Annotated in this window: 20 protein-coding genes; 19 read left to right on the top strand and 1 reads right to left on the bottom strand. The window is 59.0% G+C overall.

Going from position 1 to position 16,974, the window contains the following annotated elements; genetic code table 11:
* The first annotated feature begins 555 nt into the window (after window positions 1-555).
* A complete protein-coding gene (gene rluC / locus ABUK12_RS07870; protein ID WP_410015759.1) occupies window positions 556-1,512 on the top strand; it encodes a 23S rRNA pseudouridine(955/2504/2580) synthase RluC in 957 nt (318 codons plus the stop codon).
* Between the two features lie 61 nt (window positions 1,513-1,573).
* Here rluC and ABUK12_RS07865 read toward each other — a convergent pair whose 3' ends face one another.
* Window positions 1,574-2,179, bottom strand: coding sequence for a Maf family protein (locus tag ABUK12_RS07865; RefSeq protein WP_410015758.1), 606 nt, complete (start codon window positions 2,177-2,179; stop codon window positions 1,574-1,576).
* A 139-nt stretch (window positions 2,180-2,318) separates the two neighbouring features.
* Here ABUK12_RS07865 and yceD point away from each other — a divergent pair, with 139 nt between their 5' ends.
* The 18 genes from yceD to ABUK12_RS07775 all read left to right on the top strand — a co-directional run bounded on the left by yceD (window position 2,319) and on the right by ABUK12_RS07775 (window position 16,968).
* Window positions 2,319-2,840: a 23S rRNA accumulation protein YceD gene (yceD, locus tag ABUK12_RS07860; protein ID WP_331122489.1), complete on the top strand. Its 522-nt coding sequence runs from the start codon at window positions 2,319-2,321 to the stop codon at window positions 2,838-2,840.
* Between the two features lie 17 nt (window positions 2,841-2,857).
* Window positions 2,858-3,028 carry a 50S ribosomal protein L32 gene (gene rpmF, locus ABUK12_RS07855; protein ID WP_162364591.1) on the top strand — a complete coding sequence of 57 codons (171 nt, stop codon included), beginning with the start codon at window positions 2,858-2,860 and terminating at the stop codon, window positions 3,026-3,028.
* Window positions 3,029-3,043: 15 nt separating this feature from the next.
* Complete coding sequence (plsX, locus tag ABUK12_RS07850) at window positions 3,044-4,078, top strand: phosphate acyltransferase PlsX (RefSeq protein WP_410015757.1); 1,035 nt, start codon at window positions 3,044-3,046, stop codon at window positions 4,076-4,078.
* 6 nt (window positions 4,079-4,084) lie between these two features.
* Window positions 4,085-5,038 carry a beta-ketoacyl-ACP synthase III gene (locus ABUK12_RS07845; protein ID WP_410015756.1) on the top strand — a complete coding sequence of 318 codons (954 nt, stop codon included), beginning with the start codon at window positions 4,085-4,087 and terminating at the stop codon, window positions 5,036-5,038.
* 21 nt (window positions 5,039-5,059) lie between these two features.
* Window positions 5,060-5,989 (top strand): ACP S-malonyltransferase, encoded by a 930-nt coding sequence (gene fabD / locus ABUK12_RS07840; protein WP_410015755.1) that lies wholly within the window; start codon window positions 5,060-5,062, stop codon window positions 5,987-5,989.
* A gap of 14 nt (window positions 5,990-6,003) precedes the next feature.
* Window positions 6,004-6,738, top strand: a complete 735-nt coding sequence (gene fabG / locus ABUK12_RS07835) for a 3-oxoacyl-ACP reductase FabG (protein WP_410015754.1) — start codon at window positions 6,004-6,006, stop codon at window positions 6,736-6,738.
* A gap of 154 nt (window positions 6,739-6,892) precedes the next feature.
* Window positions 6,893-7,129, top strand: coding sequence for an acyl carrier protein (gene acpP, locus ABUK12_RS07830; protein WP_011410921.1), 237 nt, complete (start codon window positions 6,893-6,895; stop codon window positions 7,127-7,129).
* 81 nt (window positions 7,130-7,210) lie between these two features.
* Window positions 7,211-8,452 (top strand): beta-ketoacyl-ACP synthase II, encoded by a 1,242-nt coding sequence (gene fabF / locus ABUK12_RS07825; protein ID WP_410015753.1) that lies wholly within the window; start codon window positions 7,211-7,213, stop codon window positions 8,450-8,452.
* A gap of 81 nt (window positions 8,453-8,533) precedes the next feature.
* Window positions 8,534-9,334 carry an aminodeoxychorismate lyase gene (pabC, locus tag ABUK12_RS07820; protein ID WP_410015752.1) on the top strand — a complete coding sequence of 267 codons (801 nt, stop codon included), beginning with the start codon at window positions 8,534-8,536 and terminating at the stop codon, window positions 9,332-9,334.
* A gap of 12 nt (window positions 9,335-9,346) precedes the next feature.
* Entirely contained in the window at window positions 9,347-10,363 is a 1,017-nt protein-coding gene (gene mltG / locus ABUK12_RS07815; protein WP_410015751.1) for an endolytic transglycosylase MltG, read from the top strand.
* Window positions 10,353-10,994, top strand: a complete 642-nt coding sequence (tmk, locus tag ABUK12_RS07810; RefSeq protein ID WP_410015750.1) for a dTMP kinase — start codon at window positions 10,353-10,355, stop codon at window positions 10,992-10,994. Before mltG ends, tmk begins: the two co-directional genes overlap by 11 nt.
* Window positions 10,991-11,995, top strand: coding sequence for a DNA polymerase III subunit delta' (holB, locus tag ABUK12_RS07805; RefSeq protein WP_410015749.1), 1,005 nt, complete (start codon window positions 10,991-10,993; stop codon window positions 11,993-11,995). The genes tmk and holB overlap by 4 nt, the downstream gene beginning before the upstream one ends.
* 12 nt (window positions 11,996-12,007) lie before the next feature.
* Window positions 12,008-12,805, top strand: a complete 798-nt coding sequence (locus tag ABUK12_RS07800) for a metal-dependent hydrolase (protein WP_410015748.1) — start codon at window positions 12,008-12,010, stop codon at window positions 12,803-12,805.
* A 284-nt stretch (window positions 12,806-13,089) separates the two neighbouring features.
* Window positions 13,090-14,529 (top strand): PTS glucose transporter subunit IIBC, encoded by a 1,440-nt coding sequence (gene ptsG / locus ABUK12_RS07795; protein ID WP_410015747.1) that lies wholly within the window; start codon window positions 13,090-13,092, stop codon window positions 14,527-14,529.
* A 208-nt stretch (window positions 14,530-14,737) separates the two neighbouring features.
* Window positions 14,738-15,088 (top strand): purine nucleoside phosphoramidase, encoded by a 351-nt coding sequence (gene hinT / locus ABUK12_RS07790; protein WP_410015746.1) that lies wholly within the window; start codon window positions 14,738-14,740, stop codon window positions 15,086-15,088.
* Between the two features lie 43 nt (window positions 15,089-15,131).
* Entirely contained in the window at window positions 15,132-15,509 is a 378-nt protein-coding gene (locus ABUK12_RS07785; protein WP_410015745.1) for a YcfL family protein, read from the top strand.
* A 21-nt stretch (window positions 15,510-15,530) separates the two neighbouring features.
* Window positions 15,531-16,118: a penicillin-binding protein activator LpoB gene (lpoB, locus tag ABUK12_RS07780; protein WP_410016580.1), complete on the top strand. Its 588-nt coding sequence runs from the start codon at window positions 15,531-15,533 to the stop codon at window positions 16,116-16,118.
* On the top strand, window positions 16,105-16,968 hold the full coding sequence (locus tag ABUK12_RS07775; protein WP_410015744.1) for a phosphotransferase: 864 nt from the start codon (window positions 16,105-16,107) through the stop codon (window positions 16,966-16,968). Before lpoB ends, ABUK12_RS07775 begins: the two co-directional genes overlap by 14 nt.
* Window positions 16,969-16,974 lie beyond the last annotated feature (6 nt).

Below are 16,974 nucleotides of genomic sequence, written 5' to 3'. Positions count from 1 at the left end.
ACTCTTTTTTATGCATTGGCATCAGAGCTGCGGGCAAAAAAACGCATGACCGGGCGATAACCGACGGCCCCGTGACTTGTCGCGAGCCGTCAACCTCACGGTTGTCGCTCGCAGAGGGGCGCATTGTTTCGGTAGCCTGTTTTCAGAGAGAAAGACAGCGCATTTACAGCGGGAATAGCGTCTGATAACGGTCGCCAGAACGAATTCCTTTTGCCGGCCAAGCTGCAATCCGCAGCCCGCTAACTGCCTGATTAATCACTACGTCTTACGCCATTGCTGCGTGTATGGTTGATCAGGCAAATTTAAAAATTCCACGATTTCTCGCCTTTAACGGGCGCAGAGTGGAAAGTTTATGCATTATTCCACCGCTGACACCTATATAGCAAGGCGACTTTACCTCTTGGCAACAAGATTCCGACTTATGGTTACATTTCTGCCTGGCCTGCCTGCTGCGCAGCCGAAATCCACCCGAAAAACTTTTTTACCAATTAAAGCACAGTTAAGCACAGAAAAAGGAGTGGCGCTATGCTGGTGGTATATTTAGAATCGCGTCCCATGAATGAAAATAATGCAGGCGTACAGTTTATAACCGTTTCCGCGGATGAAGCAGGCCAGCGGATCGACAACTTTTTGCGTACCCGATTAAAAGGCGTACCGAAGAGCATGATTTATCGTATCGTGCGAAAAGGGGAAGTGCGGGTCAATAAAAAACGGGTCAAGCCCGAATACAAGCTGCTGGACGGCGATGAGCTCAGGATTCCGCCGGTGCGTCAGTCCGCGCCGGATGAAAACACCGTTTCGCCGCTGCTGGACAAAGTGGCGGCGCTGGCGGAAGCGGTTCTGTATGAAGACGATCACCTGCTGATTTTAAACAAGCCTTCCGGTACGGCGGTGCACGGCGGCAGCGGCTTAAGTTTCGGCGTCATTGAAGGGCTGCGCGCGCTGCGCCCCGATGCCCGGTTCCTGGAACTGGTTCACCGCCTGGATCGGGATACGTCGGGTGTGCTGCTGGTGGCCAAAAAACGATCGGCCCTGCGTTTACTGCACGAGCAGCTGCGCATGAAAGGCATGCAGAAGGACTATCTGGCGCTGGTCGCCGGAGAGTGGCCGTCGCAGACCAAGACGGTCAGCGCGCCGTTGTTGAAAAATATCCTCGCCAGCGGCGAGCGCATCGTGCGGGTGGGCAGCGACGGCAAACCCTCGGAAACGCGCTTCAAGGTAGAAGAACGTTTTGTGCACGCCACCCTGGTAAAAGCCAGCCCGGTGACCGGCCGCACGCACCAGATACGCGTCCATGCCCAATATGCCGGCCACCCGATTGCCTTTGACGATCGTTACGGCGACGCGCAATTTGATCAACAGCTCAAGGGATCGGGCCTGCACCGGCTGTTTTTACATGCCGCGGCCCTGCGCTTCGATCATCCCGCCACCGGCGAGACCATGCGCATAGAGGCGCCGCTGGATAAAGGCTTGCGCCATTGCCTGGTTTACCTGCGCGCCAACGATAAATAAGGCGGCGCGCAGGAAATGGGGCGACGGTATCGCCATCCCGCCGGCGGTTGCTGCGGCCCTGCTAGCGCAAGCGCGCCTGCGCGTCCGTGAGCAGGGGATTGATGCCCTCGTTGCGCAGCATCCCGCCCAGCGCAATCAGCGGCAGGCCGATCAACGCATTGGGATCGCGCCCTTCCAGCGCGTCGAACAGGCTGATGCCCAGCCCCTCGCTTTTGAAGCTGCCCGCGCTGTGCAGCGGCTGGTCCAGCGCCACATAACCCGCGATTTCCGCCTCGCTCAGGGTGCGAAAAGTGACATGAAAGGGTTCTACCGTACGCTGGATCCTGCCCGTCAGGCTGTTAAGCAGCGCCAGGCCGGTATAAAACGTCACGCGCCGGCCGCTGGCTTGCCGTAGCTGGCCGACGGCGTTTTCGTGCGTATGGGGTTTGCCGGTAATGCGGCCCTCAAGCACGCAGCACTGATCGGAGCCGATAATCAGATGAGCGGGGTATCGGCCGGCCAGCGCGCGGGCTTTGCCCTCGGCCAGGCGCAGCACCATGTGGTCTGCGGATTCGTCCGCAAGCCTGGTTTCGTCGATGTCCGGCGCGATGGCGATAAACGGCAGGGTTAATTTTTCCATTAGCGCCCGGCGAAACGGCGACGATGAAGCCAAGACAATTTTGCACATATTTTTTCATCCAACGATGGCGTATTTCCGTGCGTCATTTTAAACTGTTCGCCGCTTCGGAAGCGAATATTGATAAAGGCAGGTAAATATGGCCTTTTTCTTTGACTCTATGCCGTTACAAAGTTAATATGCGCGCCCTATGCAAAAAGTAAAATTACCCCTGACTATCGATGCGGCCCGTACTGCACAGAAACGCCTGGACTATGCTGGTGTCTATGCGCCTGAGCAGGTAAAGCGTATTGCCGAATCCGTGGTAAGTGTGGATAGTGATGTTCAGGCGTCGTTGTCATTTAATATTGATAATCAGCGCCTGGCGGTGATCGATGGCAGTGCGGACGTAGCGGTGACGCTGCTGTGCCAGCGCTGCAACCAGCCGTTCGCGCATCAGGTGCACACGACATTTTGTTTCAGCCCGGTTGTCACCGACGAACAGGCTGAGGCATTGCCGGAAGCGTATGAGGCGGTTTATGTCGATGGTTTTGGCGAGATAGACCTGCTGGCAATGATTGAAGATGAAGTTATTCTTTCGCTGCCGATCGCACCGGTTCATGATACTGAACACTGTGAAGTGTCCGACGCGGAGCAGGTGTTCGGCAAGCTGCCGTCCGAGGTTGAAAAACCTAACCCGTTTTCCGTATTAGCCAGTTTAAAGCGAAAGTAATTTAAGGAGTAAGGTCCATGGCCGTACAACAGAATAAACCCACCCGTTCTACCCGTGGCATGCGCCGTTCACACGACGCGCTGACCACCTCTACCGTATCAGTGGACAAAGTCTCCGGTGAAACCCACCTGCGTCACCACATCACCGCCGACGGTTTCTACCGCGGTCGCAAAGTTATCGCCAAGTAATTCCAAGGCGATACATTGATACGTCTAACCCTGGCGTTAGATGCTATGGGCGGCGACTTCGGTCCCGCCGTGACAGTGCCTGCTGCATTGCAGGCACTGGCTTCTCATCCGCAATTAGCATTGCTGCTTGTCGGCAGTCCCGCTGCGATAAATCCTTTACTGGCAAAAACTGATTCCGTTCTACTTGAGCGATTGACGGTTGTTCCCGCCGAATCTGTTATTGCCGGTGACGCCAAACCATCCCAGGCCATCAGGGCCAGCCGCGGCACCTCAATGCGCATCATGCTTGAGCTGATCAAGGATGGAAAGGCCCAGGCCTGTGTCAGCGCCGGCAACACCGGGGCGTTGATGGGGTTGGCGATAATGTTGCTTAAACCGCTGGACGGCATCGAGCGTCCGGCGTTGATGACCGTGCTGCCGCACCAGCAGCGGGGCAATACGGTCGTGCTGGACCTCGGCGCCAATGTGGCATGCGGTGGCGAGATGCTGGCCCAGTTCGCCATTATGGGCGCGGTGATGGCGGAGGATATCGTGGGCGTGGCTAACCCGCGGGTGGCGCTGCTTAATATCGGCGAGGAGGAGACCAAGGGTCTCGATAATATCCACCAGGCCGCGGCGATACTGAGAAGTATTCCGTCAATCAACTATATAGGTTATCTTGAAGCCAACGAGTTGCTGACAGGGAAGACCGATGTGCTGGTCTGTGATGGGTTTGTCGGCAACGTCACATTAAAGACCATGGAAGGGGTGATAAGACTTTTTCTGTCTTTGCTTAAATCCTCAGGGGACGGCGGCAGGCAGGGTTGGCTGATGAAACTTGTCAAACGCTGGGTGAAAAAACGCCTCGCGCGCCAATTCGGCCATCTTAATCCTGACCAATATAATGGCGCTTGCCTGTTAGGTTTGCGTGGCACGGTGATCAAAAGCCACGGGGCGGCGAATCAGCGCGCGTTCGCTGTCGCTATCGATCAGGCAATGCAAGCGGTGGAGCGGCGGATTCCCGAGCGGATTGCCGCTCGCCTAGATGCGGTATTACCCAAGAGTGATTAAGCGTACATGTATACAAAGATTCTCGGTACCGGCAGTTATCTGCCGGCACAAATAAGGTCGAATGCGGACCTGGAAAAAATGGTCGATACCTCCGACGAATGGATCGTAACGCGTACCGGTATTCGTGAACGCCGTATCGCCGGGGTGGATGAAACCGTTTCCACCATGGGTTTCATCGCCGCGCAGCGCGCGCTGGAAATGGCGGACGTCGAGGTGGGCAAGATCGGTTTGATCATCGTCGCCACCACCTCGTCGAGCAATGCCTTCCCCAGCTCGGCGTGCGAAATCCAGCATCATCTAGGCCTTCGGGACGCCATCTCTTTCGATATGGCCGCGGCCTGCGCCGGTTTTGCCTACGCCCTGAGCGTGGCGGATCAATATGTTAAACACGGCGCGGTGGATTATGCGCTGGTGATCGGCTCCGATACCCTGAGCCGCACCCTCGATCCCAGCGATCGCGGTACGCTGATCCTGTTTGGCGACGGCGCGGGCGCGGTGCTGCTCGGCCGCTCCGAACAGCCTGGCATTTTATCGACCCATTTACACGCGGATGGGCGCTATGGCGATCTATTGACCCTGCCGTACCACAGCCGCATCGATCCGACGGCCCCTGCGTTCCTGACCATGTCGGGCAATGAAGTGTTCAAGGTGGCGGTGACCGAACTGGCCCATATCGTCGATGAAACTCTGAACGCCAATCAACTGGACCACTCGGCGCTGGACTGGCTGGTGCCGCACCAGGCCAACCTGCGTATCATCACCGCCACGGCAAAACGCCTGAGCATGAGCATGGATAAGGTGGTGGTGACCCTGGATCGGCACGGCAATACCTCCGCCGCCTCCGTACCGCTGGCGTTGGACGAGGCGGTGCGCGACGGCCGTATTAAGCGCGGGCAGCTGGTGATGCTGGAGGCGTTCGGCGGCGGCTTTACCTGGGGCTCGGCATTGATTCGGTTTTGAATTAACAGGAATTAAAAAAAAATGACAATATTGGCAATGGTATTCCCGGGCCAGGGATCCCAGACCGTCGGTATGCTGGCGGAATTGGCGGCACAATTTCCGCTGGTTGAGGCCACCTTCGCAGAAGCGTCCGCCGCTTTAGGTTATGATCTCTGGCAGATGACCCAGCAAGGCCCGGCGGAAGAGCTGAATAAAACCTGGCAGACACAGCCGGCGCTACTGGCGGCCTCGGTGGCCATCTGGCGCGTCTGGCAGCAGCAGGGCGGACAACAGCCGTCATGGCTGGCCGGCCATAGCCTGGGCGAATACTCGGCGCTGGTCTGCGCGGAGGTGCTTGATTTCGCCCAGGCGGTGCGGCTGGTGGAACTGCGCGGCAAACTGATGCAGGAAGCCGTGCCCGCGGGTATCGGCGCCATGTCGGCCATTATCGGCCTCGACAATGCCGCCATTGAGCAGGCCTGCCGCGAGTCGGCGCAGGGACAGGTGGTGTCACCGGTGAATTTCAATTCTCCCGGACAGGTGGTTATCGCCGGCCATAAAGAGGCGGTCGAGCGCGCGAACGCGGCCTGCAAGGCGGCCGGCGCGAAGCGTGCGCTGCCGCTGCCGGTCAGCGTGCCTTCGCATTGCGCGTTAATGAAACCCGCGGCGGATAAGCTGGCGCTGGCATTGGCGGACATCGCCTTTTCCGCGCCTAGGGTGCCGGTGGTGAATAATGTCGACGTGGTGGCGCAGACGGATCCGGACGCGATACGCCTGGCCCTGGTGCGCCAGCTGTATAATCCGGTACGCTGGACTGAAACGGTGCAATACCTTGCCGCGCAAGGGGTCGACCAGGTGCTGGAAGCGGGGCCGGGCAAAGTGCTCACCGGCTTGACCAAACGCATCGCCGACACCCTTTCCGGCGCGGCGGTAAACGATCCGGCGTCGCTGGCAGCGGCGCTTGGGCAATAATCATGGGGAATGCAATGAGCTTTGAAGGTAAAATCGCCCTGGTCACCGGCGCCAGCCGCGGAATCGGTCGCGCTATCGCTGAATTGCTGGCCGAACGCGGCGCAACAGTCATAGGCACGGCCACCAGCGAGCAGGGCGCCGACGCCATCAGCGCCTATCTGGGCAACCGGGGCAAAGGGCTGCAACTTAATGTCTCTGACATCGCATCCATTGATTCTCTTTTAGAGAAAATGCGCGCAGAATTTGGCGAAGCTGATATTTTAGTGAATAATGCCGGAATCACGCGTGATAATCTTCTGATGCGCATGAAAGAAGACGAATGGCAGTCTATCCTTGATACAAACCTGACATCCGTTTTCCGCATGTCCAAGGCGGTAATGCGCGCGATGATGAAAAAGCGTTACGGCAGAATCATTACTATCGGTTCTGTTGTAGGCTCTATGGGTAACGCCGGGCAAGCGAATTATGCCGCCGCCAAAGCCGGATTGATCGGCTTTAGCAAATCGTTGGCCCGTGAAGTCGCCTCGCGCGGCATTACGGTAAACGTGGTGGCGCCCGGTTTTATTGCGACTGATATGACAGATGCGTTGACAGATGACCACCGTGCGGACATTTTGTCCCGGATTCCGGCAAATCGTCTTGGCGATCCGAAAGAAATTGCCAGTGCTGTTGCTTTTTTCGCCTCTGACGAGGCGGCATACATTACCGGTGAAACGATACATGTCAACGGCGGCATGTATATGCTGTAAAAAGCACGAAAATCATTTGCGTTATTTGTGGTAAACACCGCAAAATAGCATAAAATCGTGGTTTGACCAGCCGGGATTTAGTTGCATCTTTTTCAACATTTTATACACTACGAAAACCATCGCGAAAGCGAGTTTTGATAGGAAATTTAAGAGTATGAGCACTATCGAAGAAAGCGTTAAGGCAATCATCGCTGAGCAACTGGGTGTTAAGAAAGAAGAAGTCGTAAACAATGCTTCTTTTGTCGATGACCTCGGCGCTGATTCTCTCGACACCGTTGAGCTGGTAATGGCGCTGGAAGAAGAATTTGATACAGAAATTCCGGACGAAGAAGCTGAAAAAATCACTACTGTCCAGGCAGCTATTGATTTTATTCAGGCAAGCCAGCAGTAAGCGAACATCCCTAGGCGGTCATTCGACCGCCTAAGTTTTTTGTCCCACACAGTGTCTTTTTTCCCTCCTTGGAGGACAAGCGTGTCTAAGCGTCGAGTAGTTGTGACCGGACTTGGCATGTTGTCTCCTGTCGGCAATACCGTAGAATCTACGTGGAGCGCGCTCCTAGCCGGACAGAGTGGCATCGGCCCGATCGACCATTTTGATACTACTGCCTATGCAACACGTTTTGCTGGCTTAGTGAAAAATTTTAATTGTGAAGATTATCTGTCGCGCAAAGATGCGCGCAAGATGGATATTTTCATACAGTACGGCATTGCGGCCGGCATCCAGGCCATGCAGGATTCCGGCTTGGTGGTCACCGAGGAAAACGCGCCGCGTATCGGTGCGGCAATCGGCTCGGGCATCGGCGGGTTGGGATTGATTGAAGAAAATCATACCGCCCTGGTGAATGGCGGACCGCGCAAAATCAGTCCTTTTTTTGTGCCTTCCACCATCGTCAACATGATAGCCGGGCACCTGACCATCATGTGCGGACTGCGCGGACCAAGTATCTGCGTGGCGACGGCCTGTACCACGGGTGTGCACAATATCGGCCATGCCGCCAGGATAATCGCCTATAACGATGCGGATGTCATGTTGGCCGGTGGCGCTGAAAAAGGCAGCACGCCCTTGGGCGTCGGCGGTTTCGGCGCCGCGCGCGCGCTGTCTACCCGTAATGATAACCCGCAGGCGGCCAGCCGCCCCTGGGATCGTGACCGTGACGGCTTTGTGCTGGGCGACGGCGCCGGCGTCATGGTGCTGGAAGAGTACGAGCATGCTAAAAAGCGCGGTGCGAAAATTTACGCCGAAGTGGTGGGTTTTGGTATGAGCAGCGATGCCTATCATATGACCTCGCCGCCGGAAGACGGCGCGGGGGCGGCGCTGGCCATGGTCAACGCCCTGCGTGACGCGGGCATCACCCCGTCGCAGGTCGGCTATATCAACGCGCACGGCACGTCCACGCCGGTGGGTGATAAAGCGGAAACCTACGCGGTGAAATCCGTGTTCGCCCAGGATGCGTACAAGGTCATGATCAGCTCCACGAAATCGATGACCGGGCATTTGCTGGGCGCCGCCGGGGCGATAGAGTCTATTTTCAGCATACTGGCGCTGCGCGATCGGGCTATTCCGCCCACCATTAATCTGGACAACCCTGACGCCGAGTGCGATTTGGATTTTGTGCCCCATGAAGCTCGTCAGGTGCCTGGAATGGAATATGCATTATGCAACTCATTCGGTTTCGGCGGCACCAACGGGTCACTGGTATTCCGCCGGATATAATCGTAGAGTGATGCCTAATGGCCCGTTTATCGGGCCATTTTTTTATCATTGCCGCATCGGCGACCGCTTACCAGGTGAACTATGTATTGGATCAACGGAAAACCCCGGCGCCAATTGCCCGTAAACGATCGCGCCACCCAATTCGGCGACGGTTTTTTTACCACCGCGCGCATACGCGCGGGTGCGATCGATTTACTGCCCTACCATCTGGACCGGCTGGCCGAGGCCGGCGAGCGGTTGTTGTTTGCGCCGCTGGACCGCGGGTTATTAACCAGCGAAATGCGCCGGGTGGCGGAACTCCGACAGCAAGGCGTGCTCAAAGTACTCATCAGCCGCGGCAGCGGCGGCCGGGGGTATAGCGCGGCCGGTTGCGATGCGCCGTTACGTATTATGTCCCATACGGCCGCGCCGGCGCATTATGTCGCCTGGCGCGAAAGCGGCGTCAGCCTTGCCCTGAGTCCAGTCAGATTGGCCCGCGGTCCGCTATTGGCCGGCATAAAGCACCTTAACCGCCTGGAGCAGGTATTAATCCGCGCTCACCTGGAACGGGATGCCGTCGCCGAGGAGGCGCTGGTGCTTGATACGCAGGGTTTTATCGTTGAATGCTGCGCGGCGAATATTTTCTGGCGCACCGGGGATCGGGTTTATACACCGGCGCTGACCCATGCCGGCGTGGCGGGGGTTATGCGGCGTCATATCATGCACCTGCTTGCGGCCTCGCCGTTCAGCCTGCAACAGGTCGAGGCGCCGGCCGCCGCGCTCGATGACGCCGAGGAAGTGATCATTTGCAATGCGCTGATGCCGGTATTGCCGGTCAACCGTATCGCGCAGCGCCGCTATCCCGCCAGGGCCCTGTTCGACTTCGTCAGCCCGCACTGTTAACTGAGTTATTGCATGAAAAAAACGTTTTTTATCGCCATTATCCTCCTGCTGGCCGCTGGCATCGCGTTTTGCCTGTACCAGGTCAAGCATTTCGCCGCGTCGCCGCTGGTCATTAAACAAGAGACTATTTTTACCTTGCCCGCCGGCACCGGGCGCGAGGGGCTGAAAACCGCGCTGCGCCAGCAGCATATCGTCAAGCGTACCCGCTGGCTGCCGGCGCTGTGGCAACTGGAGCCGGAGCTGGCCAGCTTCAAGGCGGGCACCTACCGGTTTATACCCGGCATGACGGTGCGCCAGATGCTGGCGTTATTAGCCAGCGGCCGGGAAGCCCAGTTTTCCATCCGTTTTGTCGAGGGGTCCACGTTTAAGGAGTGGCTGGCCATCATCGCCAAGGCGCCTTACCTGAAACATACCCTGGACGGGGTGGCGGCGGATCAGGTAGCCGGCCTGCTGGGCCGGGAGCCATCGTCCACGCTGGAAGGGCGCTTTTATCCCGATACCTATCTGTATACCGCGCAAACCCCCGATATCGCTTTGTTAAAGCGCGCGGGACAGCGGATGGATAAAACGCTGGATGAAGTCTGGCGGGACAGGGCGCCGGGACTGCCGTATAAGACGCCGCTGGATTTGCTGACCATGGCCTCGATTGTGGAAAAAGAGACCGGTGTGGCGGACGAACGCCCCAAGGTGGCCTCGGTATTCATCAACCGCCTGCGCCTGAGCATGCGCCTGCAAACCGATCCCACGGTGATCTACGGCATGGGCGAGAACTATAAAGGTATCATCAGCAAGCAAGACCTGGCGACGCCAACGCCGTATAATACCTATCTGATTACCGGACTGCCCCCCGCGCCGATCGCCATGCCGGGGCAGGCGTCGCTTGAGGCCGCCGCGCATCCTGCCAAGACGTCGTATCTTTATTTTGTCGCCGACGGCAAGGGCGGCCATATTTTCAGCACCAACCTGGCAAGCCATAATCAAGCCGTACAGCAATATCGTGAAAGCGTAAAGGAAAACCATGGACAGTAAATTCATCGTGATCGAAGGGCTTGAGGGCGCCGGGAAAACCAGCGCCATCGCCGTGCTGGTGGAGACGCTCAGGGCCCGCGGCATCACTGATGTGGTTTTTACCCGCGAGCCGGGCGGAACCCCGCTGGCGGAAGCGTTGCGCCGCTTAATCAAGGACGGTATCGACAACGAGCCGGTAACCGATAAAGCGGAACTGCTGATGCTGTACGCCGCGCGCGTCCAGTTGGTGGAGAATGTGATCAAACCCGCGCTGGCGCGTGGCGCGTGGGTAATCGGCGATCGCCACGATCTCTCATCCCAGGCTTACCAGGGCGGCGGCCGCGGCGTGGATCCGCAACTGCTGACGGCGCTGCGCGACCTGGTGCTGGGGGATTTCCGCCCCGATTTAACCCTGTACCTGGATCTCCCCCCGGCCATTGGCCTTCAGCGCGCGCGGGCGCGCGGCGAGCTTGATCGCATCGAGCAGGAGTCGCTGGCCTTTTTTGACCGCATCCGGGCGCGTTACCAGGCCCTGGCCGCGGCGGATGCGCGCATCGTTACCATTGACGCCAGCCGTTCGCTGGCGCAGGTTAGCGACGCGCTGCGCGCCAGCCTGAACCGCTGGCTGGACGCGCCGGAGTCCCGGCCGTGAAATGGTATCCGTGGCTGAATACGCCCTACCGGCAGATTCTCGCCCGCTATCAGGAGGGCAAGGGCCATCACGCTTTGCTTATCCATGCGCTCAAGGGCAGCGGCGTGTCATCGCTGTTCTATGCCCTGAGCCGCTGGCTCATTTGCCAGCGGCCGGACGGCATCAAAAGCTGCGGCCATTGCCACAGTTGCCGCCTGATGCTGGCCGGCACCCACCCCGATTTTTATCAGCCCGAACCGGAGAAAGGGCGGTTGAGCCTGGGGGTGGATAATATCCGCCAGATTATCGACCCGCTCTACCATCATGCGCAGCAGGGCGGGGCCAAGGTGGTCTGGTTGCCCCACAGTGAAATACTGACCGAGCCGGCGGCCAACGCATTGCTCAAGACCCTGGAAGAACCGCCTGACCGCACCTTTTTCCTGCTCGGCTGCCGCGAACCGTCGCACCTGTTGCCCACCCTGCGCAGCCGCTGTCTGTACTGGCACCTGCCGTCGCCGGAAGAGCCGGCCGGCCTGCGGTGGCTCCAGCAGCAGGGCATCACGGCGCAAGAGCAGGCGCGCACGGCGCTGCGGCTTACCAGCGGTGCGCCGGTCGGCGCCCTGGAGCTTCTGCAGCCGGGCCGCTGGGCGGAACGTGCGGCGCTGTGCGACGGGCTGGGCCGCGCGCTTGCCGACGGCGATTTTCTGAGGCTATTGCCGCTGTTAAACAAGGACAAGGATGACGAACCGGTATACTGGCTGCTCAGCCTGCTCACGGACGCCCTGAAATGGCAACAGGGCGCCGCCGGGTTTATGCTCAACCAGGATCAGCTGGCGCTGGTGGGCGAGCTGGCCGCGCGATTCCAGCCCGGCGCCCTGCATCATCAATTGCAGCAGTGGCTCCAGTGCCGGCGGCAGTGGCGGGAGATTGCCGGTGTTAACCGCGAATTGTTGCTGACCAATCAATTGCTTAACTGGGAAAACGGCGCGCCGGACGGGCGCACCCATCCCTGGACTCTATAAAAAGGTAATGTCATGTTTTTAGTCGATTCCCACTGCCATCTTGACGGGTTGAATTACGAGACCCTGCATCGCGATGTTGCCGACGTGGTGGCCAAGGCCAAGGCGCGCGATGTTCATCTGATGCTGGCTGTGGCCACCACCCTGGCGGGTTTTAGCAAGATGAGCGAACTGATCGGCCAGCGCGACGAGGTGCTGATGTCGTGCGGCGTCCATCCGCTGAATCTGGATGAGCCCTATGATTTTGCCGAACTCAGGCGCCTGGCCGCGGGCGACAACGTGGTGGCCCTGGGCGAGACCGGGCTGGATTATTTTTACCAGCAGGATAATAAGGCCGAACAGCAGGCGGCGCTGCGCGAGCATATCCGCATCGGCCGGGCCGTGAACAAGCCGGTAATCGTGCATACCCGTTCGGCGCGGGAAGACACGCTGGCTATCCTGCATGAAGAACGGGCGGGGGAGTGCGGCGGCGTGCTGCATTGCTTTACCGAAGATATCGCCACCGCCAAGACCCTGCTGGACATGGGTTTTTATATTTCGTTTTCCGGCATCGTCACCTTTCGCAACGCCGAGGCGCTGCGCGAGGCGGCGCGCTATGTTCCGCTCGACCGGCTGCTGGTGGAGACCGATTCGCCTTATCTGGCGCCGGTGCCGTATCGCGGCAAGGAAAACCAGCCGGCCTATGTGCGGGACGTGGCCGATTTTATGGCCGGCCTGAAAGGCGTGACGGTGGAACAACTGGCGCAGGCCACCACCGCGAATTTCGGCCGGTTGTTTCATGTTGATCCCGCGCGCCTCGCCGCGCATAGTTGAGTCCGGCGGTATTTCCAGCGCGTAATGGGGTGAAATAAACGCGCGCCGGGGCGGGTTGCGGATGTTTTAATCACCTCGCGCGTCATGGCCATGGGCGCCGGTGTCATGGCGCGTTTGGCCGGCGTCGGTGAAACGTGATTATCATCAAACACCCGGCCGGCGATTTATTTTACACTGCGTAATAAATACAACCCCAGCGGTTCATAAGACAAAAAGCCAGCGCAATTTGAGCTCGCGCCCTGGCGCGGGCGGATCCGGCATTATTACTAGGAGCATTCATCATTATGTTTAAGAACGCATTCGCCAACCTGCAAAAAGTAGGTAAATCGCTAATGCTACCGGTATCCGTATTACCGATTGCCGGCATCCTGCTCGGCGTCGGTTCCGCTGAATTCAGCTGGATACCCGCCGTTGTTTCCCATGTCATGGCGGAGGCCGGCGGTTCGGTTTTTGCCAATATGCCGTTGATTTTCGCCATCGGCGTGGCGCTGGGGTTCACCAATAATGACGGCGTTTCCGCCCTGGCGGCGGTAGTGGCCTACGGCATCATGGTGAAAACCATGGCGGTAGTGGCGCCACTGGTTCTCGGCCTGCCGGCGCAGGAAATCGCCGCTAAGCATCTGGCCGACACCGGCGTATTGGGCGGCATTATTTCGGGTGCCATCGCCGCTTATATGTTCAATCGGTTTTACCGCATCAAGCTGCCGGAATACCTGGGCTTTTTTGCCGGTAAACGTTTCGTGCCGATTATTTCCGGCCTGATCGCCATCCTGCTCGGCGTCGTTTTATCCTTTATCTGGCCCCCGATCGGGTCGGCCATCCAGGACTTCTCCCAATGGGCGGCATACCAGAACCCGGTGGTGGCCTTCGGCATCTACGGCCTGGTGGAACGCGCGCTGGTGCCTTTCGGCCTGCATCATATCTGGAACGTGCCGTTCCAGATGCAGGTGGGCGAGTTCACCAACGCCGCGGGCCAGGTGTTCCATGGCGATATACCGCGTTATATGGCGGGCGACCCCACCGCAGGCAAGCTGTCCGGCGGCTTCCTGTTCAAGATGTACGGACTGCCGGCCGCCGCGATTGCCATCTGGCATTCGGCTAAACCGGAAAACCGCGCCAAAGTGGGCGGCATCATGATTTCCGGCGCGCTGACCGCATTCCTGACCGGCATTACCGAACCGATTGAATTCGCTTTTATCTTTGTGGCCCCCATTCTTTACGTGATCCACGCCATCCTGGCGGGCCTGGCGTTTCCTATATGTATCCTGCTCGGCATGCGTGACGGCACCAGCTTTTCCCACGGCCTGATCGACTTTGTGGTGCTGAGCGGCAACAGCAGCCGCATTTGGCTGTTCCCGGTGGTGGGTATCCTCTACGGCCTGGTTTACTACACCCTTTTCCGGGTATTGATTGTCAAACTGGATCTGAAAACGCCCGGCCGTGAAGCGACAGGCAGCCAGCAGATCGCCCAGGGCGGCACGGAAATGGCGGGAGCGCTGGTCAAGGCGTTCGGCGGCCGGGACAATATCACCAACCTGGATGCCTGCATTACCCGTTTACGCATCAGCGTGGCGGATATTTCCAAGGTGGACCAGCCAGGGCTGAAATTGCTCGGCGCGGCCGGCGTGGTCGTGGCCGGCTCCGGGGTACAGGCGATATTCGGCACCAAGTCGGATAACCTGAAAACCGATATGGATGAATATATGCGCCATAGCGTGTCATGATGGCGCTATAACGCGTGCGGCAGTACCACAGGGGGGCGAAGGCCTCCCTTATAGTCTGCCGAGAACATGTGCACGCCATTGATGCTTTTGCCCACCGTACCCGCGCGTACCGTCCCTCGCTGTAATAAAACCATCCCAAGGTTGAAATAATGGGGGTAAGTCGCTCATACTCCATGCACTAACCTGTTTTGATACAAGGAAAGATGTCATGGCTGAAGAAACTATTTTCAGTAAAATTATTCGCCGGGAAATACCCTCGGAAATCGTTTACCAAGACGAACTGGTTACTGCCTTTCGTGATATTACCCCCAAGGCGCCAAGCCATATCCTGATCGTACCCAATATCCTGATCCCAACCGTAAACGACGTTACCGCCGAACACGAGGCGGCGCTGGGCCGCATGTTTACCGCCGCCGCCAAAATTGCCCGGCAGGAAGGCATCGCCGAGGACGGCTTTCGCCTGATAGTCAATTGCAACCGCCACGGCGGCCAGGAAGTCTATCATCTGCATATGCATCTTCTCGGCGGCAGGGCGCTCGGTCCGCTGGTGAATTTTTGAGCGGCCGCAGGGCGATGGGACACACAAGCAATCGGGGAGGCCTATGCGTTTTACGCCGCCGTTTTTAGCCATGCTGCTGCTTATCACGGGTTGTACCGCCAGTCATAACAAGACGCTGATGATTAACGATCGGCAGACGCTGATTATGGATCCGTCGGTAATGACGGCCGGGATTACCGCCGAAGCGCCCACCATCGGCGACGACCAGGGCCGCCGCCGTGCGCACGCCACGATCGGCAACGGACAGGATCATGCCGTTACCGTCAATTACCGGTTTTATTGGTACGACCCGCAGGGTCTGGACGTACTGCCTTTCCCCGCTACCCGTACACTGGTGATCCCGCCGGGCGCCGATGTCACCGTTGAATCCATCACCGGTAATCTCGAGGCCAGGCGCGTTCGCCTCTATCTGTTTTTGTAACCTATGTTTGAGTGATGGATGATGAAAAAGTATCTCTTTGTCGCATTAGCCGCGCTGGTGCTGACCGGATGTCCGACGCGCGCGCCGGAACCGGAGCAGCCGCCCGCCACTATTGAACCGGCCCAGCCGGTGCCGGCGCCTGAGCCGGTTCCGTCGCAGCCGCAGCCGCAGCCGGTACCGCAGCCGCCTAAGCTCAGGACCCTGGATTGGCCGGCAAGCGTCGCGCCGCTGGTCAAGCAAATGCTTGGCGCCCAGGGGATCGCGCCTGGCAGCGTACTGTTGATCAATAGCATGAAAAACAATACCAATGGCAGCATACAGACCGGCAAAGCTACCGCCGCAATCTACAGCGCCCTGGCGGCGGATAAGACCTTTACCATCATCAGCCAGGACCAGATGGCGTCGGCCAAGCAGACCCTGGGACTGTCGGTGGACGATAGTCTGGAGTCGCGCAGCAAGGCGGTAGGGTTGGCGCGCTATCTCAATGCGCAATATGTGCTTTACAGCGACGCCAATGGCGATGCAAAACTGCCCGACATCGAGATGCAGTTAATGCTGGTGCAATCCGGCGAGATTGTCTGGTCGGGTAAAGGGCTTGCGCAAGAGTAGCGTCTCCCTTGATGTTCTGTTGACGCAGGTGCCGGCGATGAATGTCGCCGGCCGGAGGGTGGCGCCGGTGCATGGCCTGACCGGCGCCAGCTGGCGGGTCAGCGCCGCGAGCGGGGATCTCATCGCGCGGGAAGCGACGCCGTCTGAACGGCTGCTGGGCGTGGACCGGCGGCGGGAATATCGCCTGCTGCGGCGCTTGCCCGCCGGCACCCCGGCGCCAAAGCCGCTGGCCGGCACGGCGCAATGGCTGCTGTTGGAGTGGCTGGCCGGGGAATGCCTGACGCCGGCCGGGTGGCAGGCGGCGGTTGCCGGAGGCCAGCTTGCCGCCGTGCTGGCGCAATTGCATCGCGGGCCGCGCCACGGCTATCCTATTGCCCTGCGGGCCCGGTACGCCGCCTACTGGCAGGCCAGCGATCCGGCGCGCCGCTGTCCGGCCTGGCTGCGGCTGCAGCAGCGGTTTATGCGCGCCAAAATGCCCGCGCCGCTGTGCTGCGCGCCGTTGCATATGGATATCCACCCCGGCAATGTGCTGCGCGCGCCTGACGGCGGGCTGCGGCTGATTGACTGGGAATACGCCGGCGACGGCGATATCGCCCTGGAACTGGCGGCGCTGTTTCGCGGCAACGGGCTGGACGAAGGTCTGCAGGCGGATTTCCTGCGCGCCTACCAGGCCGGCTCAAGCTCCCCTGGCTATGCCACGGCCGTTCTCCGGCGGCGCATTGCCGCCTGGGCGCCGTGGGTCGATTACCTGATGTTGATGTGGTACGAAGTCCGCTGGCGGCAAACGCGCCAACGGCATTTTTTGCGGCATGCGGCGCCGCTGCGCCGCCATTTGGGTTTACCGTTTTGAACGAGG

Source organism: Sodalis sp. C49, from assembly GCF_046352915.1.
In the GTDB taxonomy this organism is placed as follows: domain Bacteria; phylum Pseudomonadota; class Gammaproteobacteria; order Enterobacterales; family Enterobacteriaceae; genus Acerihabitans.
This window is presented reverse-complemented; position numbering and strand designations above follow the sequence as displayed.